This is a genomic window from Rubrivivax sp. A210, from assembly GCF_904426505.1.
Lineage (GTDB): Bacteria > Pseudomonadota > Gammaproteobacteria > Burkholderiales > Burkholderiaceae_C > Rubrivivax.
This window is the reverse complement of sequence record NZ_CAJGBN010000072.1, coordinates 154856-178830: the sequence shown is the minus strand read 5'-3', so window position 1 is coordinate 178830 and position 23975 is coordinate 154856. Positions and strand designations below refer to the sequence as shown.

Genomic DNA, 23975 nt, shown 5'->3' with positions numbered 1-23975 from the left:
CCCAGCCCAGGACACCTGCCCGCAACCGCAAGACACAGCCACAGATAAGCCCAAGAAAAGCAAGGATGGTCACCGTTGTCGCCAGATTGCCGGCGCAACCTGCAGCGCCGCAGCAGCGGCGGGCAGCGACCCTCCGCCGCGGCGGCCGACGCCGCACGAACAAGAGGAACCCCGCCCCATGGACCTGAGAAAGCTCAAGACCCTCATCGACCTCGTGTCGGAGTCCAACATCTCCGAACTGGAGATCACCGAAGCCGAGGGCAAGGTGCGCATCGTCAAGGCCGGCCATGCGGCCCCACTGGCCTACGCGCCAGCGCCGCTGGCCGCCGCCGCGCCGCTGCCGGCCGGGCCGGTGATGGCCCCGGCCGCCCCCGAGGCCGAGCCGGAACCGGCCGGCCGCGTGATCAAGTCACCCATGGTCGGCACCTTCTACCGCTCGGCCAGCCCGGGGGCCAAGGCCTTTGTCGATGTCGGCGACGCCATCAAGGAAGGCATGGCGGTGTGCATCATCGAGGCCATGAAGATCATGAACGAGATCGAGTCCGACTGCGAGGGCAAGATCAGCCGCATCCTGTGCGAGAACGGGCAGGCGGTCGAATTCGGTCAACCGCTGTTCATCGTCGAATAGGCGGCGGGCCGTGTTCAAGAAGATATTGATTGCCAATCGCGGGGAGATCGCCCTGCGCATCCAGCGCGCCTGTCGCGAGATGGGCATCAAGTCGGTGGTCGTCTACTCCGAAGCCGACCGCGAAGCCAAGTACGTCAAGCTCGCCGACGAGGCGGTCTGCATAGGCCCGGCGGCCAGCGCCCTGAGCTACCTCAACATGCCGGCCATCATCTCGACGGCCGAGGTCACCGACGCCGAGGCCGTCCACCCCGGCTACGGCTTCCTGAGCGAGAACGCCGACTTTGCCGAGCGGGTGGAAAAGAGCGGCTTCGTCTTCATCGGCCCCTCGCCCGAATCGATACGCACCATGGGCGACAAGGTCGCGGCCAAGCAGGCCATGATCAAGGCCGGCGTGCCCTGCGTACCGGGCTCCGAGGGCGCCCTGCCGGATGACCCGAAGGAGATCATCCGCATCGCGCGTGCCATCGGCTACCCGGTCATCATCAAGGCCGCCGGCGGCGGCGGCGGGCGCGGCATGCGCGTCGTCCACACCGAGGCGGCGCTGATCCACGCCGTGCAGACCACGCGCACCGAGGCCGGGGCGGCCTTCGGCAATCCGCAGGTCTACATGGAGAAGTTCCTCGAGAACCCGCGCCATATCGAGATCCAGATCATGGCCGACACCTTCCGCAACGCGGTGTGGCTGGGTGAGCGCGATTGCAGCATGCAGCGCCGCCACCAGAAGATCATCGAGGAAGCGCCAGCTCCCGGCATCGCGCGCCGCGTGATCGAGAAGATCGGCGAGCGTTGCGCCGCCGCCTGCAAGAAGATGGGCTACCGCGGCGCCGGCACCTTCGAGTTCCTGTACGAGAACGGCGAGTTCTTCTTCATCGAGATGAACACCCGCGTACAGGTGGAGCACCCGGTGACCGAACTCGTCACCGGCATCGACATCGTGCAGATGCAGATCCGCGTCGCCGCCGGCGAGAAGCTGCCCTTCACCCAGCGCCAGATCGCGATGCGCGGCCACGCCATCGAGTGCCGCATCAATGCCGAGGACGCCTTCAAGCTGACGCCCTCGCCCGGCCGCATCACGCTCTGGCACGCACCTGGCGGGCCCGGCGTGCGCGTCGATTCGCACGTCTACACCAACTACTTCGTGCCGCCCAACTACGACTCGATGATCGGCAAGATCATCTGCCACGGCGACACCCGCGAGCAGGCGCTGGCGCGCATGCGCACGGCGCTGTCCGAGACCGTGGTCGAGGGCATACAGACCAATATTCCGCTGCACCGCGAGCTGATGGTCGACGCCAAGTTCATCGAAGGTGGCACCAGCATTCACTACCTGGAAGGCTGGCTGGGCCAGCACCGGCGGTGATCGAGCTGGTGCTGCGCGCCCCCGAGGCGCTGGTGGAGGCCGTCTCCGACCTGCTGATGGACGAGCTGGAAGCGCTCTCGGTCAGCGTCGAGGACGCCGACGCCGGCACCACGGCCGAGCGCGCCCTGTTCGGCGAGCCCGGCATGGCCGCACCGGCGCCGGGCTGGGAACGCTCGACGCTGCGCGCCCTCTTCGAGACCGAGGCCGCGGCCGAAGCCGCCTCGGCGCTGCTGCTGGCCCGTCACTTTGATGCCGGCCTGCACCTGCAGGCGCTGGAGGCGGTGGCCGAGCTGGACTGGGTGAGGCTGACGCAATCGCAGTTCGCGCCAGTGGAGATCACGCCCGAGTTCTGGGTCGTGCCGAGCTGGCACGAGCCGCCGCCCGGCGCGCGCCAGGTCATCCGGCTGGACCCCGGCCTGGCCTTCGGCACCGGCACCCACCCGACGACCCGCATGTGCCTGCGCTGGCTGGCGCGCTGCGATGCGGCCGATGCCGACCTAACACGCGTGCTCGACTACGGCTGTGGCTCGGGCATCCTGGCCATTGGCGCGCTCAAGGTCGGCGCGCGTGCGGTCGACGCGGTCGACATCGACCCCGCGGCGGTGCTGGCCACGCGCGACAACGCAGTGCGCAACGGCGTCGCGCTGGATCCCGGCCTGCCCGAGCGCGCCCAGGGCCGCTACGGCGTGGTGCTGGCCAACATCCTGGCCATGCCGCTCAAGCTGCTGGCGCCGCTGCTGGCCGGCCATGTCGCCCCCGGCGGCTGGCTGGTGCTGGCCGGCATCCTGGAGCGCCAGGCCGATGACATCGCCGCCACCTATGCCAGCGCCACGGGCCTGGCACTGGCGGTGGCCGACCGCGAAGACGGCTGGGTGCTGATGACGGCCCGCCGTCCGCTCTGAGCCGCGCACCCTGCCCGCCATGACTTCCGGACTGGCCACCCGCTGCCCCGCCTGCGGCACCGTCTTCCGCGTCGTGCCGGATCAGCTGCGCGTGTCCGAGGGCTGGGTGCGCTGCGGGCGCTGCTCCGAGGTCTTCGACGCCTCGCAGTCGCTCACCGACATCGAGACCGGCGAGCCGGCGCCAGCGCAGAGCCCGGCGGGCGCACGACGACGTCGCAGCCGATGCCGATCTCGCGCTTCGCGCCGCTGCCCCCGCCGCCTCCCACGCCTTCGCCGCCGCCACCTCCCGCGACGCCGACACCGGATTGGGCCGACGCACCACCGCCGCCGGCCGGGCGCAGCGCCATCGAGCGAGCCTTCTCGGCCCGCGACGATGACGAAGGTCCGCCGGTTGAGTTCGTCGCACCCTCGGTCGACCGGCCCCTGACAGCGCCCGACCCCGAGCCTGAACCCGATTCCGCACGCGAAGGCCCCCACTCGTCGCTGCACTTCGCCGCCGACGACGACCCGCGCGCCGAGCCTGGCGACCGGCCGTCCTTCGTCGTCAAGGCCGAGCGCGCCGAGCGCTGGCGGCGGCCTCCGGTGCGCGCCGCCCTGGTGCTGGTCTCGCTGCTGGGCGCCGTTGCGCTGGCGGCCCAGGCCGGCTACGAGTACCGCGACCTCGCCGCCGCGCGGCTGCCGGCGGTGCGCCCCCTGCTGCTGCAGGCCTGCGCCACCCTGGGCTGCAGCGTCGAGCCGGTGCGCGCCATCGACAGCCTGGCCGTGGAAAGCAGCGGCCTTGTGCGCGTGGAGCGCAGCAGCCTCTACCGCCTGTCGGTGGTGCTGCGCAACCGCGCCGCCATCGAACTGGCGCTGCCGGCGCTGGACATCACGCTCACCGACAGCCAGGGCCGCGTGGTCGCGCGCAAGGTGGTGCGGGTGGCCGACACCGGCCTGCCCCAGACCACCCTGGCCGGTGGCCGCGAACTCGCGCTGCAGGCCACGCTGCAGGCCGCGGCCACGCCGGGCGGCGCGGCGCCCGAGACCATCGTCGGCTACACGATAGAACTCTTCTACCCCTGAGCGGCGCCCGCCACCGCCAGGCCCAAGCCCTCATACCCTCACCCGGAGCAGCCATGCCCGCCTTGATCTGCGGTTCCCTCGCCTACGACACCATCACCACCTTCCCCGGCCGCTTTGCCGACCAGATCCTGCCCGAGCAGGTCCACATCCTGAACGTGTCCTTCCTGGTGCCGACCATGAGGCGCGAGTTCGGCGGCTGCGCCGGCAACATCGCCTACAGCCTGCGCCTGCTGGGCGGCGAGCCGGTGATCATGGCGGCGCTGGGGGTCGACGGCAGCGACTACCGCGCCCGCCTCGATGCATGGGGCGTGAACACCGCCCTGGTCCACAGCGACCCCGAGCTGCACACGGCCCAGGCCATCATCATCACCGACCGCGACAACAACCAGATCACCGCCTTTCACCCGGGCGCGATGAACAACGCCCACCTGATCGCGACGCCGCTGCCGGCCGGCCTGGCCATCGGCATCGTGGCGCCCGACGGCCGCGAGGCGATGTGGCGGCGTGCCAACCAGATGCACGCGGCCGGCATTCCCTTCGTCTTCGACCCGGGCCAGCAGCTGCCGCAGTTCGACGGCGCCGAACTGCGCGAGTTCATAGGCCTGGCCAGCTGGGTGGCGGTGAACGACTACGAGGCCCGCATGCTGTGCGAACGCACCGGCCAATCGCTGGCCATGATGTCCGAGTCGCACCTCAAGGGCATCATCGTCACGCTCGCCGCCGAGGGCTGCGAGCTGTGGATCAAGGGCCAGCGCACCCTTGTGCCGGGCGTGGCGGCGACCGAGGTGGTCGACCCCACCGGCTGCGGCGACGCCTTCCGCGGCGGCCTGCTCTACGGCCTGGAGCGCGGCTGGAGCCTGGAACGCAGCGTCGCCTTGGGCAACCGCGTCGGCGCCATCAAGATCGCCTGCCGCGGGCCGCAGAACCACAGCCTGGAAGGCGTGCTGGCCGCGGCCTGAGCAGAACCCGGTAGCGGCGGTCCGGGGGCCGGGCGCCGCCGCCCCGGGGCTTACTGCACCGTCTGTGCCAGCTGGCCGCCTGCGTACTGCGCCGCCACTTCAACCAGCGTCAGCGCCTTGATCCTGGCGCCCTGGCCCTCGCAGCCGAACTCCTGGTAGCGCTGCTTGCACACCTTGTAGGCCGCTTCGCGCGCCGGCTTGAGCCATTCACGGGCGTCGAACTTCTCGGGGTTCTCGGCCAGGAACTTGCGCACCGCGCCGGTCATCGCCATGCGGATGTCGGTGTCGATGTTGACCTTGCGCACGCCGTGCTTGATGGCTTCCTGGATCTCGGACACCGGCACGCCGTAGGCCTGCTTCATCCTGCCGCCGTACTGGTTGATGATGTCCAGCAGGTCCTGCGGCACGCTGGACGAGCCGTGCATCACCAGGTGGGTGTTGGGGATGCGCCGGTTGATCTCCTTGACGCGGCTGATGGCCAGGATGTCGCCCGTGGGCTTGCGGCTGAACTTGTAGGCGCCATGGCTGGTGCCGATGGCGATGGCCAGCGCGTCGAGCTGCGTGGCCTTGACGAACTGCGCGGCCTCCTCGGGATCGGTCAGCAGCGCGCTGTGGTCCAGCTTGCCGGCGGCACCGACGCCGTCTTCCTCGCCGGCCTCGCCGGTCTCCAGGCTGCCCAGGCAGCCCAGCTCGCCTTCGACGGTGACACCCACCTTGTGCGCCATCGCCACCACCTGCCGGGTCACGTCGACGTTGTAGGCGAAGTCGGCCGGCGTCTTGCCGTCTTCACGCAGGCTGCCGTCCATCATCACCGAGCCGAAGCCCAGGCCGATGGCGCCTTCGCAGATCTTGGGGCTGGTGCCGTGGTCCTGGTGCATGACCAGCGGGATGTGCGGATAGGCCTCGGTGGCGGCCTGGATGAGGTGCTTGATGAAGCTCTCGCCGGCGTACTTGCGGGCGCCCGCGCTGGCCTGCAGGATGACCGGCGCGCCGGTCTCGCTGGCGGCCTGCATCACGGCCTGCACCTGCTCGAGGTTGTTGACATTGAAGGCCGGGATTCCGTAGCCGTTTTCGGCGGCGTGGTCCAGCAGTTGGCGCATCGAGACGAGGGGCATGGCGGGCTCCGGGCGGTAAGAGGGGGTCGGCGGGGTGTTCGGCGGATAAAGCCGCGCGATTTTAGGCCTCGCCCCAGGCCGGCATCCGCGTCCTGGCCCGGAACTGGCTGCCGATGGCCCCGCTTTTCCGCCCGTGGCGCGCGGCCGCGGTTCGCCACACTTTGCGCCCGGCCGCCTTGAATTCGGCCGCAGACGAGGCCGCGCATGGCACGCATAGAACTCGCCCCGCTCACGCAATGGATCACCGCCGGGGCCGTCCACCACGGCGACACGCTGCCAGCCCAGCTGATGGAGAGGCTTGCCATCGGCCGCCGCCATGCTCATGCCTTGCTGGCGCGCCTGCAGGCGGCACAGTGGCTGGTGGCCGAGGGCCCGGCCCGCCGCCGGCGCTGGCTGCCAGGGCCGCTGCGCCAGGTGGTGCGCCGCTACGCGCTGGCGGGCCTACAGGAAGACCTGCCCTGGCGCCAGGACTTCGCGCCCTGCTTTGCGTTGCCCGCCACGGTGCAGCGCATGGCCCAGCACGCCTACACCGAGCTGCTGAACAATGCCATCGACCACAGCGGCGGCGGCAGTGTCACCATCTCCATGCGGCAGACGCCACTGCAGCTGCAGTTGCTGGTCTCGGACGACGGCTGCGGCCTCTTCGAGCGCATAGGACGCGACTTCGCCATCGCCGATCCGTTGCTGGCCATGTTCGAGCTGAGCAAGGGCAAGCTCACGAGCACGCCCGCAGCTCATCTCGGCCACGGCCTGTATTTCACCTCGCGGCTGGCCGATGTCTTCGACATCCACGCCAACCAAGCCGCCTTCCAGTGCCGCAGCTGGGACAGCCGCAGCTGGCATGCGGCGCGTCCGGCCACCCAGGACGGCACCTCGGTCTACCTGGCGCTGCAGCTCGACACACCGCGCACACTGGACGCGGTGCTGCGCGCCCACAGCGTGGACGGCGCCGGCTACGGCTTCGAGACCACCGTGGTGCCGCTGCAGCTGATCGGCGGGGCCACGCTGGCTTCGCGCGCCGACGCCAAGCGCGTGGCCGCGCGCCTGCCGCAGTTCCGCCGCGCCGAGATCGATTTCACCGGCATCGCCGAGGTCGGCCACAGCTTCGCCGACGAACTGTTCCGCGTCTTCCGCAACCAGCATCCAGGGCTGGACCTGCGGCCCACCGGGATGGCGCCGCAGGTGGCGGCGATGGTGGGCAGCGTGGGCGCCTGAAAGCGGCGCAGGCGGCGCGCAATTCCGGGCTCGGGGGCCCGCGGGCAGCCGTTCAGCGGATCATGGTGCCGGCGAAGGCCTGAACAGCGATTGCAGGCGGGCGCGCTTGGCGACGCCGGCCGCGATCCTGCCGCACGACTGCAGGGTGGCGCGCAGCACCGGGCGCCAATCGCCGGAGCCGAAATAGGGGAAGGCCTGCCGCTTGCCGCGCGGCCGCAGGGTCTTCTCGCGCCAGCACAGCTCGGCATAGGCCAGTGCGTCGCGCTCCGTGTCGTACCAGACGCAAGGTGTCTGGGGCGCCGGCGGCGTGACCGGCAGGCCCGCGGCCAGTTCGTACTCCATCAGCGGCAGGTTGAAGCCGGCACGGATGCAGACGTCGACCCAGAAGTCCGTTCGCCCTATGGTCGGCTCTATCGTCCAGTGCCGTCCCCGCGTGTCGCGCTTGGTTTCCAGCGAAACCGGCCCGGACAGACCCATGCCGTCGAAGAACTGCTCGGTCAGCCGCAGCACCTCAGGCTCGTCCACCGTCTCGCACACCGTGGCCTGGCCGCGCGCCAGCGGAAAGGACTTGAGCTTGCGCCCGGTCATGCCGTGCAGCACACGGCCGCGATCAAGCATCAACACGCCGAAGTAGATGGCGGTGTCGTCACCCTCGATGTACTCCTGGCACAGAACCGGGAGATCGGCGGCGCATTCGCGAAGCAAGCCCTCCAGCGCCTGCCGGTCCGCGGCCAGCAGCGTCTTGAAGCGCGACAGCGGGCGCACCGGCTTGAGGATGACGGGGAAACGGAAACCGGCCGCGAAGTCGGCAGGCGTGTCGGCGCCCACGATCTGCGAGCGCGGATAGGCCAGCCCGCGATCCAGGCTCAAGCGCTCCAGGAGATCCTTGCGCTGCAGCTTGACGATGGTCTCGGCGCGATCAGCCCAGGAAATGCGGTAAAGCGCCACCAGGCGGTCAAGATGGCGGGCGATGGTCTCGACCTGGCGGTCGTTGATCGGCATCAGCACGATCTCGCGGTCCTGCGGCAGGCGCGCTCGCAATTCGACCAGCGACGCGATCAGCCCCTCGCCTGAAAGCTCGGCAACGCGGAATATCTGCCGCACGCGGTTGGTGGCAGCACCCGGGATCTTGGGGTTCGCGTCCAGCGCATAGGTGGCGACGCCGGCATCGGCGAGCGCGCGGGCGACCGCCAATCCATGGACGTCGAGCCCAAGGACAAGCGCGGCAGCAACGACTTCGCCCATGGCCCGCGCCGAATCAGGAGGCGCCGGAAAATTGCGCCATCCGACCCGAAAGTTCTTGCATCCGTCCAGATTCCTTGGTTCGCCGCATGCTGGTTCTATTTTGTGCCGACGGACGCCCGCAAGGCGATTGCGCGGCGGAGCTGACGCGATCAGCCCGTCCCATTGTCAGGCCCGAAAGCCGTCAGGCCCAGCGACGGACGCTTCACGGCCACTTCGGCACGACGGAGTGCAAACTATCGCACGCTTGACACGCCGGGCGCGCGGTGGACAGTATCGAACCGATTCTGGCGCCGCCCCCTGCCTGCGGCCTCTGGCAAAAACGGGCCCGCCCCGGACCCGATCATCCGAGGCGCCGAAGGCTACCTCACCTGGCAGACCTTCAGCATATTGGTGCCGCCCGGATAGCCCATGGGCTCGCCGCAGGTGATGGCATAGGTGTCGCCGGGGCGCAGCACGCCGCGCTCGACCAGCAGCGACTCGGCCATCGCCAGCGCGGCGTCGCGGTCGGTCAGCTTGGGCATCAGCAGCGGGCGCACGTTGCGGTACAGCGTCATGCGGCGCTCGGAGTTCTGCTGCGTCGTGAGGCCGTAGATCGGCACCTTGATGTTGTGGCGGCTCATCCACAGCGCGGTCGAGCCCGATTCGGTGAGCGCGATGATGGCCTTGCAGCCCAGGTGGTGGGCGGTAAAGAGCGCGCCCATCGCGATGCTCTGGTCGATGCGGCCGAACTTCTTGTTGGTGAAGTCGGTCTCGATGGACACATCTTCGGCGCGCTCGGCCTCGAGCGCGATCTGCGCCATCTGCTCCACCGTCTCTATCGGGTACTTGCCGGCCGCCGTCTCGGCGCTGAGCATCACGGCGTCGGTGCCGTCGAGCACGGCATTGGCCACATCGCTGACCTCGGCGCGCGTGGGCACCGGCGCCAGGATCATGCTTTCCATCATCTGCGTGGCGGTGATGACCACCTTGTCCATCTCGCGCGCCATGCGGATCATGCGTTTTTGCAGCGCCGGCACGGCCGCATTGCCGACCTCGACCGCGAGGTCGCCGCGCGCCACCATGATGCCGTCGCTGGCGCGCAGGATGGATTCGAGCAGCGGAATCGCCTCGCTGCGCTCGATCTTGGCGATCATCGCCGGCTTGTGGCGCGTGGCCTCGCCGGCCACGTTGGCAAGCTGGCGCGCCATCTCCATGTCGGTGGCGTTCTTGGGAAAGCTCACAGCCAGGTACTCGCACTGAAAGGCCACGGCGGTCTTGATGTCCTCCATGTCCTTGGCGGTGAGCGCCGGCGCCGTGAGGCCGCCGCCGGCCTTGTTGATGCCCTTGTTGTTGGACAGCTCGCCGCCCAGCACCACGCGCGTATGTACCTCTTCGCCGCGCACCGCCTCCACCGTCAGCTTGATGAGACCGTCGTTGAGCAGCAAGGTGTCGCCGGGGCGCACGTCGCGCGGCAGTTCCTTGTAGTCGAGGCCGACGCAATGCACGTCGCCCGGCTCGCTGCGCTGGGCGTCGAGCACGAAGGCCGCGCCCGGTTCGAGCATCACCTTGCCTTCGGCGAACTTGCCGACGCGGATCTTGGGGCCTTGCAGATCGGCCATCAGCGCCACCGGCTTGCCCACGCGGGCGGCGATGGCACGCACCATGTTCGCGCGGTCGATGTGGTCCTGCGCCTTGCCATGGCTGAAGTTCAGCCTCACCACGTCAACCCCGGCCCGCAGCAGGCGCTCGAGCACCTCGGGGTCGCTCGACGCCGGGCCCAGGGTGGCGACGATCTTGGTGGCACGGGTCATGACGGAGTCTCCTCGTTGTAGGGCCGCGATTATCGGCGCCGCAGGGCGGCGCGGGTTACGGCTGCGTTACGGGGAAGTGGCGCGGCGCAGGCGGTTGCCAGCAGCTTCGGCACGCACTGTAGAAGGGCCTTTTGCACAGGCAAACCCTCCAGGTTAGCGAAGATCGGCGAAGGCCGGCAACTGTCAGTCCTGACAGCTTGCGCGCTGCGATTCGAGTTTCAGAATTTCAAGCCTTCGACAGATGCGAAGGGAAAAGCTCATGGGCCTGAGATTCGGTACTGGAGAGAAGCGCAGCCGTCGATGGGCAGCAGCAGTTCGATGCGCGTGTGGCCGGAGCAAAGCACTGCCTGCCATTGCCAATGACCCACGCGCCCTGGCTCGAACGTGGCGACAGGTAGCCGTACGGCAGACTCCGGCAGGAGTCATGCGGTCGCAGACACCCACCTGTTCACCAGGTGAAGAATGGAGTCCACCGAAGGAGAACCGAACGCGCCAAACCAGCCAGGGTAGTGAACCTGCCTTCGCGTGGATACGCCGGCTCGGAATTCTGGTCTTCTGCTGCATGCTGATTGGTGCCGCGCAGGCCGGATCGCTGAGATTCCGGGCCAGCGGCCTGCTTGCCACGGGGATGTCGGGCGCCCTCGCACTGGACCTTATCAACGGTGGCCTTGCTGCCAATCAGATCGTCCTGGGTGACTTCACGAGCGACGGGACACTGCGCGCAGGCCGACGAGCCGGTTCGGTTGATGGCGATCTCGCCTCCGGCCTCGTGCTGCGCGACACCAGTCCATTCAGCGAGATGCTGGTCGAGTTCGTCGGAACGGACAACCTGAGCTTCGTTTTCGATGCGACCTCGCTGACCCCAGAGGCGGAAGAGTTCGGAGACAGCTTCTCGATCTTGTTGCTTGGCACTGAAGGGCAACCGCAGTTGGAAACCGACGACCCCACCGGCAACAATGCCTTGTTGCTGCTGGTCGTGGACGGCACCAACGGCGGGCACTTGACGGTCTACCATGCGACAGCCGACGAGGGCGTATCCTGGAGCGCAACGCCGACAGAGATGGCTGCCGTGCCTGAACCAAGCGCATGGAACCTGGCATTGGCTTCACTGCTGGTGCTGGGGTTAGCGCGTTTGCGCTTGGGCCGCCGAGGTGTCGCGGCGCTGATGGCCGGAATCCTGTTGGCCGCAGGCGCCCAGGCCGAGAATCTGACGAGCGCTGTCCAGGTGGTACGTGGTGGTTTGGTGCCCAACCGCACGACCGGTACGTTCGACGCCCAGGTCACCGTCACCAACTGCTCGACCGACACCTTTCTCGGCCCGCTGGCGTTGGCCTTGGAGTCCGCCACGCCGGCTCAGATCGCGCTGTACAACAGCGACGGCCGCACGACAGGAGGTGCAGATTACGTCGCATTGCCGCTACCGGCCGGCACGCTGGCGCCGGGCGCATCGGTGTCCACCGTCGTGCGACTGCTCACCTATGGAAAGAGCGTGGGCACAACCGTGTTCGGCGTGCATGGGCGCAGGCTCGCAGATGCCAATTCGGCGCAGATCGTGGTCAGTGCGGTCTACCCGGCTGGAGTCGCAGGCCCGGGCGAGACGCCCGTCGGGGCGGGCTGGGAAGTCAGCGTCGACGGCGTCGTGCGAGGCATCACTGACGGCGCCGGGAAGTTGTCGATCCAGGCACCCACTGATAGCCGGACCATTGCCGTCACGCGTCCGCCCAATGAGGGCGGCAGCAGCCTGCTTCCACCCACCGTCGCCGGGTCGAGTACGCCGGTGAAGATTGTGGTCGACGAGGGCAAGGAAATAGGTGTCGGCAGTTTGGTGAGAATCGAGCAGGTCCGGCAGCGTGTGCTGCCACGCGGCAGTGCCGCTGTCACGCTGCGTTTCTTCAAGGATGAGAAAGCCGTGAAGCTCGTGAGCCTGGACAACGTCAGCCTTGTCGACGTTCGCGGCAACTACAGCAACCTTGGCCAACTGTTCACGCTGCAAGCCGACGGCAGTGCAGCAGCCAACGGTGCTGACTTCATCCAGGCACTGGCCGGCAAGCTGGGCCGGCTGAGACTGGAGGTGGGCGGCTCCGACCTGGCTGGCGCCGTCCATGTCGCTTCCACGTCCTTCTACCTGGCCGCCTACCGGGTACGCGTGCAGTTGGTCGCGCCGCCGTCGAACCAAGCCCTGCCACTGGCGGGGGTACGCATCACCGCCGCGGTACTCAACAGCGACGTCCGCTTTGTCACCCAATCCGACGCCAATGGCTTCATCGCGCTTCCCGACGTCCCCGCTGGCAACCTCAGCTTCAGCGGCGGCCTATCCGCTGGCACCACGATGTATGTGGCCTCAGGCAGCGCTGCGATCACTCGCGACACCATGGTGCGCCTGACGCTGCGCGGGCCAGCCGACATCCTGGCCAACGTGCCGCCGCTTTCGATGCAGCCCCTCCCGATCAATGCGATGGGAATCGATACCGGCCGAACTGCCGAGCACGCCACCTTGTCCTCGGAACAGCTCGCTGCGCGCAGGTCCGCCATTGCACGAGCCGCGCAGCCTGCCCGGCTGCGGGCCCCAGCAACGGCCTTGATCGATGCCACCAGCGCCACCGTTGCGGCGGAGGGTGCCGCGCGTAACGTCATCGCGCAGGGTGCTGCTCGACTTCCAGTCAGGCAGGGCACGAAGAAGGTGACCCTGAGGTACTCTGTCTTCACGAATGAGTATCCGACCTTCGTATTGCAAGACAGCATATTCGATGACGTGTGGGGCATCTCGGTGCATGCGCCCGATGGTGAGCTATTGTTCGATATCAGGCGGCAAATCAATTCGCAGTTGACCACAGAGCCGGTATGGCGCGGCGACGGAGCCACGGACGAGATCAAGCACGAGATCGATGTCGAGGCACTGGCAGCTGCCAGCGACACCGCGCTGCTACTGTACGCCACCAGCGTCAACGTCGGTGACGACCGATTGGCGACGGAGGTATTGGCAACGCTGGAATCGACGGCGACCTTGTTGATTGGCGCCGTCAGTTCCGACACGATTCCGGGCGCCGCCAACGATGGCAATTACTACAGTATTCCTCGCCCCTCAGCGAGCAACTTGCTTCAGCGCACCTTCGACATCGATGTGAGTAAACCATCGAGGTCGGTACTGAGAAACTTGAGTGTGGAACTGCGCAGCGGTTCAGGTGAGGTATTGCAAACCGTGCTTCAGGACGCGACGCCAGGCTCTGCCGAGGTGCAGGTCATATCTCTGGACGATACCAGCGCCATACTTCGAGTGCGCGTCACGCATGAGATGTCAGCATCCATTGTGGCCAGCCAACCCCCGCCTGCACGCGATATCGTCTACCGCTTCATGGTCACAGCAACCACCGCCGAAGGTGGCGATCTGCGGGACGAAAAAAGTGTCGGCGTCAAGAGAGCGCTGTGGCGCATGCCTGACGGCATCGCGCGCTACGGCCGCCGCGACGCGGGCGGTGACGACTGGGTCGCTCGCGGCACTTATGGTTGGTTGCTGACCAACTCCGGACTGATACGTGAAATCGATGACATATCGGGCGAACACGGACGCAATATCCGGCACCATACGCACGGTCGGGGCACCGACGTCGATACTTTTCACTTCTACCGTTTTCCCGGTGCCGGCAGCGGAGGTCAGAACTTCCTTGCGTTGCAAACCAATGTAATTGGCGCATTCGGGTTGCTCTCCAGTCCGGCGCCACAGGCGGCCATCCAGGCGTACAACCGCGTCGCGGCTTGGGTCACGGCCACTCGGAATGGACTTGCCGCACTGGCGGAACTCGACAGTGTGGCGCAGATCATCTATTGCAGCGGCACACCGATAAGCGGAGTCGCCGCAGGATGGTGTTCTGCGCTGATACGCACTGGAGTTATTTCACGCACGCGCTTCGAAACGTCAGGATCGGTAGTGGAGTCCTTGAACTTTGGCGGAAGCTTCTCGAATGCAAAGGTCATCTTTCGCAATGATCACAATGATCATGTGCATGTGACATTGAGCGCGGCGCAAATCGGCGAGTAGTGAATGCCGCCCACAAAAACCGACACACGATTCAAGCGCGCCGAATCATGCGCCCCGTTCTAACGGCCTGGGCTTGGGAACCGACGCCAAGATATGTCCCACCCATGGCGCAAGAGCGCGGAACCCGCGCCGCGCCCAATGCGGCCCCGCGGCCCCTCACTCCCTACTTCTTCGCACTCGGCTTGCGGATGATCGTCCGCTGAAACCAGGCCTCGTTCATCGCCCCCAGGAACTGCATGCTGGGGTGGAAGCCGGACTTGTCGCCAATCACCGATTCGCTGCCGCAGCGCGGGCAGAGGGCGGTCTGCTTGGCGATGGCGGCGGGGTCGTCGAAGTTGTCCATCTCCAGTCCGGCCCAGGCGACGATCTCGTCAGGCGGAAAGATCTGCATGCAGGCGCAGCAGCCGCAGGTCTTGCTGGATTGGATTTCCTGCCAGTTGTTCGAAACGTGGCGATAGGCGGCAAGCAGGTCAACCATCTTCGCTACACACGAGGTTTCAAACGGAGCCCAAGTATAGCGGGGGGCCTTGCGGCGTCAGGGCGGGCGCCCGGGGGGCGGCGCCCGACCCGGCCCCCTGCCCGCCAGCCCGCTCGTCCCTCAGTCGACCTCGGCCGCGTCGGCCACCGCCAGCGCCGTCATGTTGACGATGCGGCGCACCGTCGCCGACGGCGTGAGGATGTGTACCGGCTTGGCCGCGCCCAGCAGGATGGGACCGACGGTGACGCCGTGGCCGCCGGTCATCTTGAGCACGTTGAAGAGGATGTTGGCGGCGTCCAGGTTGGGCAGCACCAGCAAGTTGGCGGCGCCGCTCAGCGTGGTCTCGGGCAGGTAGCCGCGGCGCACCGTTTCCGACAGCGCCGCGTCGCCGTGCATCTCGCCGTCGCTCTCAATGTCGTGCGGTGCGCGCTCGCGGAACAGCGCGTTGGCCTCGCGCATGCGCCGCGCCGCCGGCCGCGACGAACTGCCGTAGATCGAGTGCGAGAGAAAGGCCACCTTGGGCGGCAGGCCGAAGCGGCGCACCTCGGCCGCGGCCATCAGCGCGATGTCGGCCAGTTCTTCGGCGCTGGGCTCCTCGTTGACGAAGGTGTCGGTGATGAAGAGGGTCTGCTCCTGCAGCATCAGCGCATTCATCGCCGCCAGCGTGCGCACGCCCGACTTGCGGCCGATGACGTGGCGGATGTGCTCAAGATGGCCGTCGTAGCGGCCGACGAGGCCGCAGATCATCGCGTCGGCCTCGCCGCGCTTGAGCATGATGGACGAGATCAGCGTGTTGCTGCGCCGCACCGCCGACTTGGCCACCTCGGGCGTGACGCCGTCGCGCCCCATCAGGCCGCGGTAGGTTTCCCAGTATTCGCGGAAGCGCGGGTCGTTCTCGGGGTCGCAGATCTCGAAGTCGCGCCCCACTTGCAGGCGCAGGCCGGCACGCTCGATGCGCATCTTCACCACTTCGGGCCGGCCCACCAGGATGGGCTTGGCCAGGCCTTCGTCGAGCACCACCTGCAGCGCGCGCAGCACGCGCTCGTCCTCGCCCTCGGCATAGACCACGCGCGCCGCACCCTTGGAACAGGAGGCCTTGGCGGTGGCGAACACCGGGCGCATGAACATGCCGGTCTGGTAGACGAAGCGCGACAGGCTCTCGCGATAGCCCTCGAGGTCGGCGATGGGGCGCGTGGCCACGCCCGACTCGACGGCCGCCTTGGCCACCGCCGGCGCGATGCGCAGGATCAGGCGCACGTCAAACGGTGTGGGGATCAGGTAGTCGGGGCCGAACTTGAGCTCGCGGCCCTGGTAGGCGGCGGCCACCTCGTCACTGGTCTCGGCCTTGGCCAGGGCGGCGATCTCGCGCACGCAGGCCAGCTTCATGGCCTCGGTGATCTTGGTCGCGCCGCAGTCCAGCGCGCCGCGGAAGATGTACGGGAAGCACAGGACGTTGTTGACCTGGTTGGGGTAGTCGCTGCGCCCGGTGGCGATGATGCAGTCGGGCCGCGCGGCCTTGGCCAGTTCGGGGCGGATCTCGGGCTCGGGGTTGGCCAGCGCCAGGATGATGGGCTTGGCCGCCATCGTCATAACCATCTCGACGCTGAGCACGCCGGCGGCGCTGCAGCCGAGAAAGACGTCGGCGTCCTTCACCACGTCGGCCAGGGTCTTGCTGTCGGTGCGCTGGCAGTAGCGCAGCTTGCTCTCGTCGAGGCGGGCGAAGTCTTCGCGGCCTTCGCGAATCACGCCCTTGCTGTCGCAGACGAAGACGTTCTCGCGCTTGACGCCCAGGCCCACCATCACGTCCAGGCAGGCGATGGCCGCCGCGCCGGCGCCCGAGACCGCGAGCTTGACCTCGCCGATGTTCTTGCCCACCAGTTCCAGGCCGTTGAGCAGCGCCGCCGACGAGATGATGGCCGTGCCGTGCTGGTCGTCGTGGAAGACCGGGATGTTCATGCGCTCGCGCAGCTTCTTCTCGATGTAGAAGCACTCGGGCGCCTTGATGTCCTCGAGGTTGACGCCGCCCAGCGTGGGCTCGAGCGCGGCGATGATCTCGATCAGCTTGTCGGGGTCGTGCTCGGCCAGTTCGATGTCGAAGACGTCGATGCCGGCGAACTTCTTGAACAGGCAGCCCTTGCCCTCCATCACCGGCTTGCCGGCCAGCGGGCCGATGTCGCCCAGGCCCAGCACCGCCGTGCCATTGGTGACCACACCCACCAGGTTGCCGCGGCTGGTGTATTCGTGGGCCAGCGAGGGGTCTTCCTCGATGGCCAGGCAGGCATAGGCCACACCGGGCGAATAGGCCAGGCTCAGGTCGCGCTGGTTGGACAGCGGCTTGGTCGGCGTGACCGCGATCTTGCCGCGCGTGGGCGCCCGGTGGTATTCGAGCGCGGCTTCGCGCAACGCCTGTTCGGCATCAGAGAGCTTGGGGGCCACGGCGGTCTCCTGTTGGGATTGTTGGATGGCGGCAGACTACTGCGGATCGCGCTGTTTCTCGCTCCGCAGTGTCCACTTGGGCAGGCGGCGCGCGCTCAGCCCTGGGCGCGCCTGGACAAGATCTCGAAGGCCGGCAGCGTCTTGCCCTCGAGCACCTCGAGGAAGGCGCCGCCGCCGGTGCTGATGTAGCCGATGTCGCGGTCGAGCTTGTACTTGGCGATGGCCGCCAGCGTGTCGCCGCCGCCGGCGATGCTGAAAGCGGGGCTTGCCGCAATGGCGCGCGCCACCGTCTCGGTGCCGTGGGCGAAGGCGTCGAACTCGAACACGCCCACCGGGCCGTTCCAGACGATGGTGCCGGCGGCCATCAGCTTCTTCGCCAGCAGGGCCGCGGTCTCGGGGCCGATGTCGAGGATGAGATCGTCGGCGGCCACGTCGGCGGCGGCCTTGACGGTGGCCTTGGCGTCGGCGGCAAAGCTCTTGGCGGTGACCACGTCGGTGGGGATGGGCACCTCGGCGCCGCGCGCCTTCATGGCCGCGATGACGGCGCGCGCCTCATCCACCATCTCGTGCTCGGCCAGGCTCTTGCCGATGGGCAGGCCGGCGGCCAGCAGAAAGGTGTTGGCGATGCCGCCACCGACCACCAGGCCATCGACCTTGGACGCCAGGCTTTGCAGGATGCTCAGCTTGGTGCTGACCTTGCTGCCGCCCACCACCGCCAGCAGCGGCCTCTTGGGGTTGGCCAGGGCCTGGGTGATGGCGTCGATCTCGGCCGCCAGCAGCGGGCCGGCGCAGGCGATGGGCGCGAACTGCGCGATGCCGTAGGTGGTGGCCTCGGCGCGGTGGGCGGTGCCGAAGGCGTCATGCACGAAGATGTCGCACAGCGCCGCCATCTTGCGCGACAGCGCCTCGTTGTTCTTCTTCTCGCCCTTGTTGAGGCGACAGTTCTCGAGCAGCACCACCTGGCCCGGCTCGACCTCGACGCCGTCGACCCAGCCGTCGCGCAGCGGCACCTGGCGGCCGAGCAGCTCGCCCAGGCGGTCGGCCACCGGGGCCAGGCTGTCCTCGGGCTTGAACTCGCCTTCGGTGGGGCGGCCCAGGTGGGAGGTGACCATCACCGCGGCGCCGGCGTCCAGCGCCAGGCGTATCGCCGGCACGCTGGCGCGGATGCGCGTGTCCTCGGTGATGCGGCCCTCGTCGTCCTGCGGCACGTTGAGGTCGGCGCGGATGAAGACCCGCTTGCCGGCCACGCGGCCCTGGGCAACGAGATCGGCCAGTCGGAGCACGTTCATGGTTCTCTCCTGTCTTGGATAGCGGGGGAATTCTAGGTTCGGACTACCAGCCCAGGCCCAGCCGCAGCGGCAGCAGCACGGCCATGCCGGTGAGGATGGTGCCGAGGATGCCGCGCCGCCACCAGAAGTAGGCCAGGCCGGCGGCGGCGGCAAAGAGGCGCGCGTCGCGCCAGGTGCTGATCAATTGGCCCTGGCTCATCACCACCTCGGGCAGCACCACCGCGGCCAGCGCCGCCAGCGGCGCATAGCGCAAGCCCTGGCGCAGCCATTCGGGGATGGGAATCTCGCGCTCGGAGAGGAAGAAGAAGCCGCGCGTGACCACGGTGATCAACGTCAGGCCGACGACGGCGATCGCGCCTTCCCAGAGGCCCATCATCAGGTGCGGTCGTCCATGGCCGGGGATTCGCGCGTGTGGTGGTCGATCAGCAGGCCGATGGCCACGGCCGCCGCGATGGCCACCACGATGTTGAGCTTGAAGGGCAGGCCGTAGGCGGCCACCGCGGCGCAGCCGGCCACGGCGCCGGCCAGGCCGGTGGCCCGGCCGTGCAGCAGCGAAGCCGCCACGCCCACCAGCGCCAGCGTGCCGGCGAAGCCGAAGCCCCAATGCACCGGCACGGCATCGGCCAGGAAGATGCCGCTGATCGACGGTATCTGCCAGGCAAACCAGTTCGCGGCGGCGCCACCCCAGTAATAGGGCAGTTGGGCGGGCTCGGGGCGCGGCTCGGGAAAGCGGCGCAGGAACATCACGAAGTTGAGGTCGGCGGCGAAATAGGCCAGGCACAAGCGCTCGCCCAGCGGCCGGCCCATCACATATGGGCGCCACTGGGCGCTGAAGATCATGAAGCGCAGGTTGACGCACAGCGCCGTGGCCCACACGACCCAAAGGGGCGCGCCAGCGGCCATCAGCGGCAGCACGGCAAGCTGGGCGCTGCCGGCAAACACCAGCAGCGACATCATCACCATCAGCGCCGGCGGCAGCCCGCTCTTGCCCATCGCCACGCCGGTGATCAGGCCCCAGGCCGCGATGCCTAGGGCCGTACCCGCCATTTCGCGGGCGCCGCGGGCGAACTCGGGATGGCGCCAAGCGGGCGCGGCGGGGGCGACGGTCACGCCGCCATTGTCACCGCCTGCGCGGCCCTTGCCCGCCTTGCCGTGGCCGTGCCGCCACGGCCGCTTGCTTCAGCGGCGGCCTTCAACGCCGGGCCTTCAACGCCGGGTTATGCGCCCGCTGCCAGCAATGGACTGGCTCACCACGGCCGCGCCGGTGTAGCTGACATCGCCGCTGCCCGAGATGCGCACGTCCAGCCTCTGCTGCGCATTGACGGCGACATCGCCCGCGCCGGCGATCTTTACCGCCACCTCGTCCGCGGCAAGCTCGGCCAGGCGCACGTCGCCGCTGCCCGAGATGCCCACCTTCAATCGCGTCGCCCGGCCACTGCCGGACACGTCGCCGGCACCGGCAATGGCGATTTCCAGCGCCTCCGTGCGCAGCCCCGCCAGCCGCACGTTGCCCGAGCCCGCGAGCGCGATGTGCAGCGCCGGGGTCTCAAAGGCCGCAAGGCGGATATCGCCCGAGCCGTTGGACGACAGCGCCTGCAGGCGCGGCAGCACCAGGCTCACGCGCACGCGCCCGCTGAACCAGCGCAGCCCGGGCTTGAGGCGAACCTCCAGCGTGGCGCCGTGGCGGCCGTTGGCCACCACCGTCTCGACATCGGGCAGCAGCTTGTCGTCGGCCTGTACCTGCACGGCCTGGGTCTCGCCCTGGCTGACCTCGAGGTCGATGGAGCCTGCCAGCGCGACGGCCTGGAAGGGTGGCAGCGTGCGCGCCTCGGTGGCGGCATGGGCAGCGGGCAGGCCGGCGATCAGGCCGAGGGCAGCGATGCGCAGCAGGGCGCGGCGAAGAGCGGTCATGGCGGCTTTCCTTCCGGGATGCGAGGGCGCACTGTGCCGCACCGCGCTGATCGCGTGACAGCGGGCTGCGACGGATTGCCGCCAGCGCCGACAGGCTGCGCTCGCAAGCTCAGTGCTTGGCCGCCGCGGCCTTGGCGGCCGGCTTGGCGGCGCCTTTACCGTCAGCCTTGCCCTCGGCCTTGGCGCCGTCCTTGCCCTCTTCCCCATCGGCCGCGTGCTCGGTGGGCGTTGGTGGCGGCGGCGCGGCGCGCGGGGCTGACTCCATCTTGTTCTCGCGCATGTACTCGTTCATTTCCTTCCAGCCGGCAAACACCGAGGCCTTGTCGGCGCGCTTGTTGCCGTCGTAGCACTCCTCGACCGAGCGCCCGGCGTGGCGGCAGCCAGCACCTATGGCCTTGCCCTCGGCCTCGCGCTTGGCGGCCACGGCGGCGGCCGACTCGATGCCGAGCTGGTCGCAGCCAGCAAGCAGGCTGGCCAGCGCAAGGGCGGCGAGGGTGACGGGACGGACAGGGCAGCGCATGGAAGGAGGGCCAGGAAGAACCGGGAGCAGCAGCCGGTTTATCGGCCGGCCGCGGTGCCGCCTTGAGCCGCAGGCTCAGCCCAGCGCCAGCGGATGGCGCTGCAGGAAATCGCGGGCCGTGATGCGTCGGCCGCCGGCCAGCTGCAACTGCAGGACTTCGAGCGCGCCCTCGCAGCAAGCCACGACCAGGCGGCCGTCGGCAGCCGCGAGCATGCGACCCGGCTCGCCCTGCCCATGCACGGCGCGGCCGCGCCACAGTTTCACCGGCTGGCCCGCGAGCTCGGCGGTGGCGCCCGGAAAGGGATCGAAGGCGCGCAGCCGGCGTTCGATCTCGGCCGCGCCCTGGCGCCAATCGATGGCCGCCTCGGATTTCTCGATCTTGCGCGCATAGGTGACACCCTCGGCGGGCTGGGGCGTGGCGTCCAGCGTGCCGGCCTGCAGGCGCGCCACACCGTCAACCACCAGGCGCGCGCCGATGGCGGCCAGGCGGTCGTGTAGCGTGCTGGCGTCGTCATCGTCGGCGATGGGCGTGGCCTCGACCAGCAGCATGTCGCCGGTGTCGAGGCCGGCGTCCATCTGCATCAGCGTGATGCCGGTCTCCAGATCGCCGGCCTCGATGGCGCGCTGGATGGGCGCGGCGCCACGCCAGCGCGGCAGCAGCGAGCCGTGGATGTTGAGGCAGCCGCGCGGCGGCAGCGCCAGCACCCAGGGCGGCAGGATCAGGCCGTAGGCGGCCACCACCATCAGCTCGGGCGCGGCCTGCTGCAGTGCCACTTGTGCGGCGGCGGCGTCGTCGGCCCAGCGGCCATCCAGGCGCAGGCCGCGCGGCTGGGCCAGCGCCAGGCCATGGGCCAGCGCGCATTGCTTGACGGCCGAGGGCTGCAGCTTCAGGCCACGGCCGGCGGGGCGGTCGGGCTGGGTCAGCACGAGGGCGATCTCGTGTCCGGCCTCGATCAGGGCCTGCAGCGCCAGGCGTGCGAACTCCGGCGTGCCGGCATAGGCGATCCTCATGCCCGCGGCTTGCTGTCGCGCTGCTCCTCGCGCGTCTTCTTGAGCATCTTGGTGCGGATGCGGTCGCGCTTGAGCGGGCTCAGGTATTCGACGAAGACGCGGCCCATCAGGTGGTCCATCTCGTGCTGCACACAGACCGCGGCCAGGCCCTCGGCATCGAACTCGAAGGGCTCGCCGTCGCGGCCGAGGGCGCGCACGGTGACACGGGCGTGGCGCTCGACCTTGTCGTAGATCTGCGGCACCGAGAGGCAGCCCTCCTCGTTGACCGCCATCTCGGCGCTGCGGCGCACGATTTCGGGGTTGATCAGCACCAGGGGCTGGTTGTGCTGCTCGGAGGTGTCCATCACGATCAGGCGCTCGTGGACGTCGACCTGGGTCGCCGCGAGGCCGACGCCGTCGGAGCCGTACATCGTCTGCAGCATGTCGTCGACGAGGGCGCGGATGCGTTCGTCGACCACCTGCACGGGGCGGGCCACCGTGTGCAGGCGGGGGTCGGGAAAGCGAAGAATGGGCAGGATGGCCATGGCGGACAAGAGCAAGGGAAAGTGCCAGAACGTGTGCGGCCGCGGCGCCGGGAAACAGCTGGCAACAGCTGTGGACGGGGTGCAACGCGCGGCCGTGGAATGGCCGGATGCGCGCTGCCGCGAGGCCTCAGTTTGTTTGCGGCATCAAGGGTTTACGGGCAGAATCTGTGAAACCATATGAGCATTGTCGCCGCACTATCGCGAGACGCACGCGCGGCGCACTCAACACCATTTGCCGCGCGGCATTTTGGCAGCGGCCGCCGCGCCGCCGGGAGACCCACAGCGTGATCAGCAACACCGCACCTCAATGCCGCCGCGGCGGGCAGGCCGCCCCCAGGGTCACCCGTGTGGCCGCCGAACTGGTCGGCCTGCTGGCGCTGGCCGCGGCGCTGCAAGGCAGCGCGACAGCCCAACCCAGCCGCATGCCCATCGCGCCCGAATGGCGCGACACCGCGCAGCGTGTCGCCCAGGCCGGCGTGCCGCTGTCCGATCTGGTGCCCAATGCGCCCGACTCCCACACGGTGCAGCCCGGCGACACGCTGTGGGGCATCTCCACCCTCTTCCTCAAAAGCCCCTGGCGCTGGCCCGAGCTGTGGGGCATGAACCTTGAGCAGATCCGCAACCCCCACCTCATCTTCCCGGGCCAGGTGCTGGTGCTCGAAAAGCTCGACGGCCGCGCCCGCCTGCGCCTGGCCAATGGCGCACCGGGCACGATGCCGGGCAACACCGTCAAGCTCTCGCCGCGCATCCGCAAGGATCTGCTGGCCAATGGCGCCATCGCCGCCATCCCGCTGCACCTGATCGGCCCCTTCCTCACCGAGGCCGTGGTCTTCGACACCAATGCGCTGGACAAGGCGCCGCGCATCGTCGCCACGCAGGAGGGCCGCGTGATGGTCTCGCGCGGCGAAACCGCCTATGTGCGCGGCGACCTCGCCGGCGCCAGCGATTTCCGTCTGTTCCGCCAGCTCACGCCGCTGGCCGACCCCCTCACGCGCGAGGTGCTGGGCTATGAAGGCCGCTTCGTCGGCACGGCCGAGGTGGCGCAGCCGGGCAGCGAAGGCGCCACCATCGTGCCGGCCACCTTCAAGGTCACCAGCACCCGGCTCGAAGCTGGCGTCGGCGACCGCCTGTCGCCGGTGCCGCAGCAGGAACTCGTGGCCTACGTGCCGCACCCGCCAGCCGGCAACATCGAAGGCCACATCGTCTCGATCTACGGCGATGGGCTGCGTGCCGGGCAGAACCAGGTCGTGGCCATCAACCGCGGCTCGCGCGACAACATCGAGCGCGGCCATGTGCTGGCCCTGTGGCGCAGTGGCAAGGCGGCCACCGACACCACCAACGGCAGCCGCGTCGCGATGCAGTTGCCCGACGAGCGCCACGGCATGCTCTTTGTCTTCCGCGTCTTCGAGCGCGTGAGCTATGCGCTCATCCTGACCGTGAAAGAGCCGGTGCGCGCCGGCGACCGCATCTCGCAGCCTTAAGCAAGGCGCCCGC

At 68.7% G+C, this 23975-nt stretch carries 21 protein-coding genes and 1 pseudogene; 10 read left to right on the top strand and 12 right to left on the bottom strand.

The genetic code is table 11. The features are described from left to right. Positions 1-178: 178 nt before the first annotated feature. From accB to JMV16_RS23905, 6 genes and pseudogenes are all read left to right on the top strand, one after another. Entirely contained in the window at positions 179-628 is a 450-nt protein-coding gene (accB, locus tag JMV16_RS23930; protein WP_201496842.1) for an acetyl-CoA carboxylase biotin carboxyl carrier protein, read from the top strand. Positions 629-638: 10 nt separating this feature from the next. Continuing rightward, positions 639-1988, top strand: a complete 1350-nt coding sequence (gene accC / locus JMV16_RS23925) for an acetyl-CoA carboxylase biotin carboxylase subunit (protein WP_201496841.1) — start codon at positions 639-641, stop codon at positions 1986-1988. After that, positions 1985-2890 (top strand): 50S ribosomal protein L11 methyltransferase, encoded by a 906-nt coding sequence (gene prmA / locus JMV16_RS23920; RefSeq protein WP_201496840.1) that lies wholly within the window; start codon positions 1985-1987, stop codon positions 2888-2890. Before accC ends, prmA begins: the two co-directional genes overlap by 4 nt. Positions 2891-2909: 19 nt before the next feature. Next, positions 2910-2981: pseudogene (locus JMV16_RS24655) on the top strand (MJ0042-type zinc finger domain-containing protein); the annotation flags it as partial. A 131-nt stretch (positions 2982-3112) separates the two neighbouring features. Further along, positions 3113-3952, top strand: coding sequence for a DUF3426 domain-containing protein (locus JMV16_RS24385; protein WP_236580681.1), 840 nt, complete (start codon positions 3113-3115; stop codon positions 3950-3952). A 53-nt stretch (positions 3953-4005) separates the two neighbouring features. Continuing rightward, on the top strand, positions 4006-4911 hold the full coding sequence (locus JMV16_RS23905) for a carbohydrate kinase family protein (RefSeq protein WP_201496837.1): 906 nt from the start codon (positions 4006-4008) through the stop codon (positions 4909-4911). Positions 4912-4961: 50 nt separating this feature from the next. Here JMV16_RS23905 and fba read toward each other — a convergent pair whose 3' ends face one another. After that, positions 4962-6026 carry a class II fructose-bisphosphate aldolase gene (gene fba / locus JMV16_RS23900; RefSeq protein ID WP_201496836.1) on the bottom strand — a complete coding sequence of 355 codons (1065 nt, stop codon included), beginning with the start codon at positions 6024-6026 and terminating at the stop codon, positions 4962-4964. 204 nt (positions 6027-6230) lie between these two features. Between fba and JMV16_RS23895 the strand changes: the two genes are divergently transcribed. Continuing rightward, positions 6231-7241 carry an STAS-like domain-containing protein gene (locus JMV16_RS23895; RefSeq protein ID WP_201496835.1) on the top strand — a complete coding sequence of 337 codons (1011 nt, stop codon included), beginning with the start codon at positions 6231-6233 and terminating at the stop codon, positions 7239-7241. 60 nt (positions 7242-7301) lie between these two features. Here JMV16_RS23895 and JMV16_RS23890 read toward each other — a convergent pair whose 3' ends face one another. Next, entirely contained in the window at positions 7302-8435 is a 1134-nt protein-coding gene (locus JMV16_RS23890) for a hypothetical protein (protein WP_201496834.1), read from the bottom strand. A gap of 3 nt (positions 8436-8438) precedes the next feature. Here JMV16_RS23890 and JMV16_RS23885 point away from each other — a divergent pair, with 3 nt between their 5' ends. Continuing rightward, positions 8439-8630: a hypothetical protein gene (locus JMV16_RS23885; protein WP_201496833.1), complete on the top strand. Its 192-nt coding sequence runs from the start codon at positions 8439-8441 to the stop codon at positions 8628-8630. 215 nt (positions 8631-8845) lie between these two features. Here JMV16_RS23885 and pyk read toward each other — a convergent pair whose 3' ends face one another. Then, complete coding sequence (gene pyk / locus JMV16_RS23880; RefSeq protein ID WP_201496832.1) at positions 8846-10276, bottom strand: pyruvate kinase; 1431 nt, start codon at positions 10274-10276, stop codon at positions 8846-8848. 562 nt (positions 10277-10838) lie between these two features. Here pyk and JMV16_RS23875 point away from each other — a divergent pair. After that, positions 10839-14312 carry a hypothetical protein gene (locus JMV16_RS23875; RefSeq protein ID WP_201496831.1) on the top strand — a complete coding sequence of 1158 codons (3474 nt, stop codon included), beginning with the start codon at positions 10839-10841 and terminating at the stop codon, positions 14310-14312. A 163-nt stretch (positions 14313-14475) separates the two neighbouring features. Here the strand turns inward: JMV16_RS23875 and JMV16_RS23870 are convergent, their stop codons facing one another. The 9 genes from JMV16_RS23870 to def all read right to left on the bottom strand — a co-directional run bounded on the left by JMV16_RS23870 (position 14476) and on the right by def (position 22481). After that, positions 14476-14790, bottom strand: coding sequence for a hypothetical protein (locus JMV16_RS23870; RefSeq protein ID WP_201496830.1), 315 nt, complete (start codon positions 14788-14790; stop codon positions 14476-14478). Positions 14791-14910: 120 nt separating this feature from the next. Continuing rightward, positions 14911-17226, bottom strand: coding sequence for an NADP-dependent malic enzyme (locus JMV16_RS23865; RefSeq protein ID WP_201496829.1), 2316 nt, complete (start codon positions 17224-17226; stop codon positions 14911-14913). Between the two features lie 95 nt (positions 17227-17321). Next, a complete protein-coding gene (locus JMV16_RS23860; protein WP_201496828.1) occupies positions 17322-18515 on the bottom strand; it encodes a phosphoglycerate kinase in 1194 nt (397 codons plus the stop codon). Between the two features lie 43 nt (positions 18516-18558). Then, on the bottom strand, positions 18559-18891 hold the full coding sequence (locus JMV16_RS23855; RefSeq protein ID WP_201496827.1) for an AzlD domain-containing protein: 333 nt from the start codon (positions 18889-18891) through the stop codon (positions 18559-18561). Continuing rightward, on the bottom strand, positions 18891-19562 hold the full coding sequence (locus JMV16_RS23850) for an AzlC family ABC transporter permease (protein ID WP_201496869.1): 672 nt from the start codon (positions 19560-19562) through the stop codon (positions 18891-18893). Before JMV16_RS23850 ends, JMV16_RS23855 begins: the two co-directional genes overlap by 1 nt. Positions 19563-19721: 159 nt before the next feature. Further along, positions 19722-20426, bottom strand: a complete 705-nt coding sequence (locus tag JMV16_RS23845; RefSeq protein WP_201496826.1) for a head GIN domain-containing protein — start codon at positions 20424-20426, stop codon at positions 19722-19724. Positions 20427-20535: 109 nt separating this feature from the next. Continuing rightward, a complete protein-coding gene (locus JMV16_RS24380; protein ID WP_236580680.1) occupies positions 20536-20946 on the bottom strand; it encodes a hypothetical protein in 411 nt (136 codons plus the stop codon). A gap of 75 nt (positions 20947-21021) precedes the next feature. Then, positions 21022-21957: a methionyl-tRNA formyltransferase gene (gene fmt / locus JMV16_RS23835; protein WP_201496825.1), complete on the bottom strand. Its 936-nt coding sequence runs from the start codon at positions 21955-21957 to the stop codon at positions 21022-21024. Beyond that, positions 21954-22481 (bottom strand): peptide deformylase, encoded by a 528-nt coding sequence (gene def / locus JMV16_RS23830; RefSeq protein WP_201496824.1) that lies wholly within the window; start codon positions 22479-22481, stop codon positions 21954-21956. Before def ends, fmt begins: the two co-directional genes overlap by 4 nt. Before the next feature lie 287 nt (positions 22482-22768). Here def and JMV16_RS23825 point away from each other — a divergent pair, with 287 nt between their 5' ends. Beyond that, on the top strand, positions 22769-23962 hold the full coding sequence (locus tag JMV16_RS23825) for a LysM peptidoglycan-binding domain-containing protein (protein WP_411565067.1): 1194 nt from the start codon (positions 22769-22771) through the stop codon (positions 23960-23962). Positions 23963-23975 lie beyond the last annotated feature (13 nt).

Coding starts and splice junctions, on each gene's coding strand:
- fba (WP_201496836.1), bottom strand. CDS start 6,026: ATGCCCCTCGTCTCGATGCGCCAACTGCTGGACCACGCCGCCGAAAAC.
- pyk (WP_201496832.1), bottom strand. CDS start 10,276: ATGACCCGTGCCACCAAGATCGTCGCCACCCTGGGCCCGGCGTCGAGC.
- JMV16_RS24385 (WP_236580681.1), top strand. CDS start 3,113: ATGCCGATCTCGCGCTTCGCGCCGCTGCCCCCGCCGCCTCCCACGCCT.
- JMV16_RS23895 (WP_201496835.1), top strand. CDS start 6,231: ATGGCACGCATAGAACTCGCCCCGCTCACGCAATGGATCACCGCCGGG.
- JMV16_RS23875 (WP_201496831.1), top strand. CDS start 10,839: ATGCTGATTGGTGCCGCGCAGGCCGGATCGCTGAGATTCCGGGCCAGC.
- JMV16_RS23905 (WP_201496837.1), top strand. CDS start 4,006: ATGCCCGCCTTGATCTGCGGTTCCCTCGCCTACGACACCATCACCACC.
- fmt (WP_201496825.1), bottom strand. CDS start 21,957: ATGAGGATCGCCTATGCCGGCACGCCGGAGTTCGCACGCCTGGCGCTG.
- JMV16_RS23860 (WP_201496828.1), bottom strand. CDS start 18,515: ATGAACGTGCTCCGACTGGCCGATCTCGTTGCCCAGGGCCGCGTGGCC.
- JMV16_RS23855 (WP_201496827.1), bottom strand. CDS start 18,891: ATGATGGGCCTCTGGGAAGGCGCGATCGCCGTCGTCGGCCTGACGTTG.
- def (WP_201496824.1), bottom strand. CDS start 22,481: ATGGCCATCCTGCCCATTCTTCGCTTTCCCGACCCCCGCCTGCACACG.
- JMV16_RS23870 (WP_201496830.1), bottom strand. CDS start 14,790: ATGGTTGACCTGCTTGCCGCCTATCGCCACGTTTCGAACAACTGGCAG.
- JMV16_RS23850 (WP_201496869.1), bottom strand. CDS start 19,562: ATGGCGGGTACGGCCCTAGGCATCGCGGCCTGGGGCCTGATCACCGGC.
- JMV16_RS24380 (WP_236580680.1), bottom strand. CDS start 20,946: ATGCGCTGCCCTGTCCGTCCCGTCACCCTCGCCGCCCTTGCGCTGGCC.
- accB (WP_201496842.1), top strand. CDS start 179: ATGGACCTGAGAAAGCTCAAGACCCTCATCGACCTCGTGTCGGAGTCC.
- JMV16_RS23885 (WP_201496833.1), top strand. CDS start 8,439: ATGGACGTCGAGCCCAAGGACAAGCGCGGCAGCAACGACTTCGCCCAT.
- JMV16_RS23845 (WP_201496826.1), bottom strand. CDS start 20,426: ATGACCGCTCTTCGCCGCGCCCTGCTGCGCATCGCTGCCCTCGGCCTG.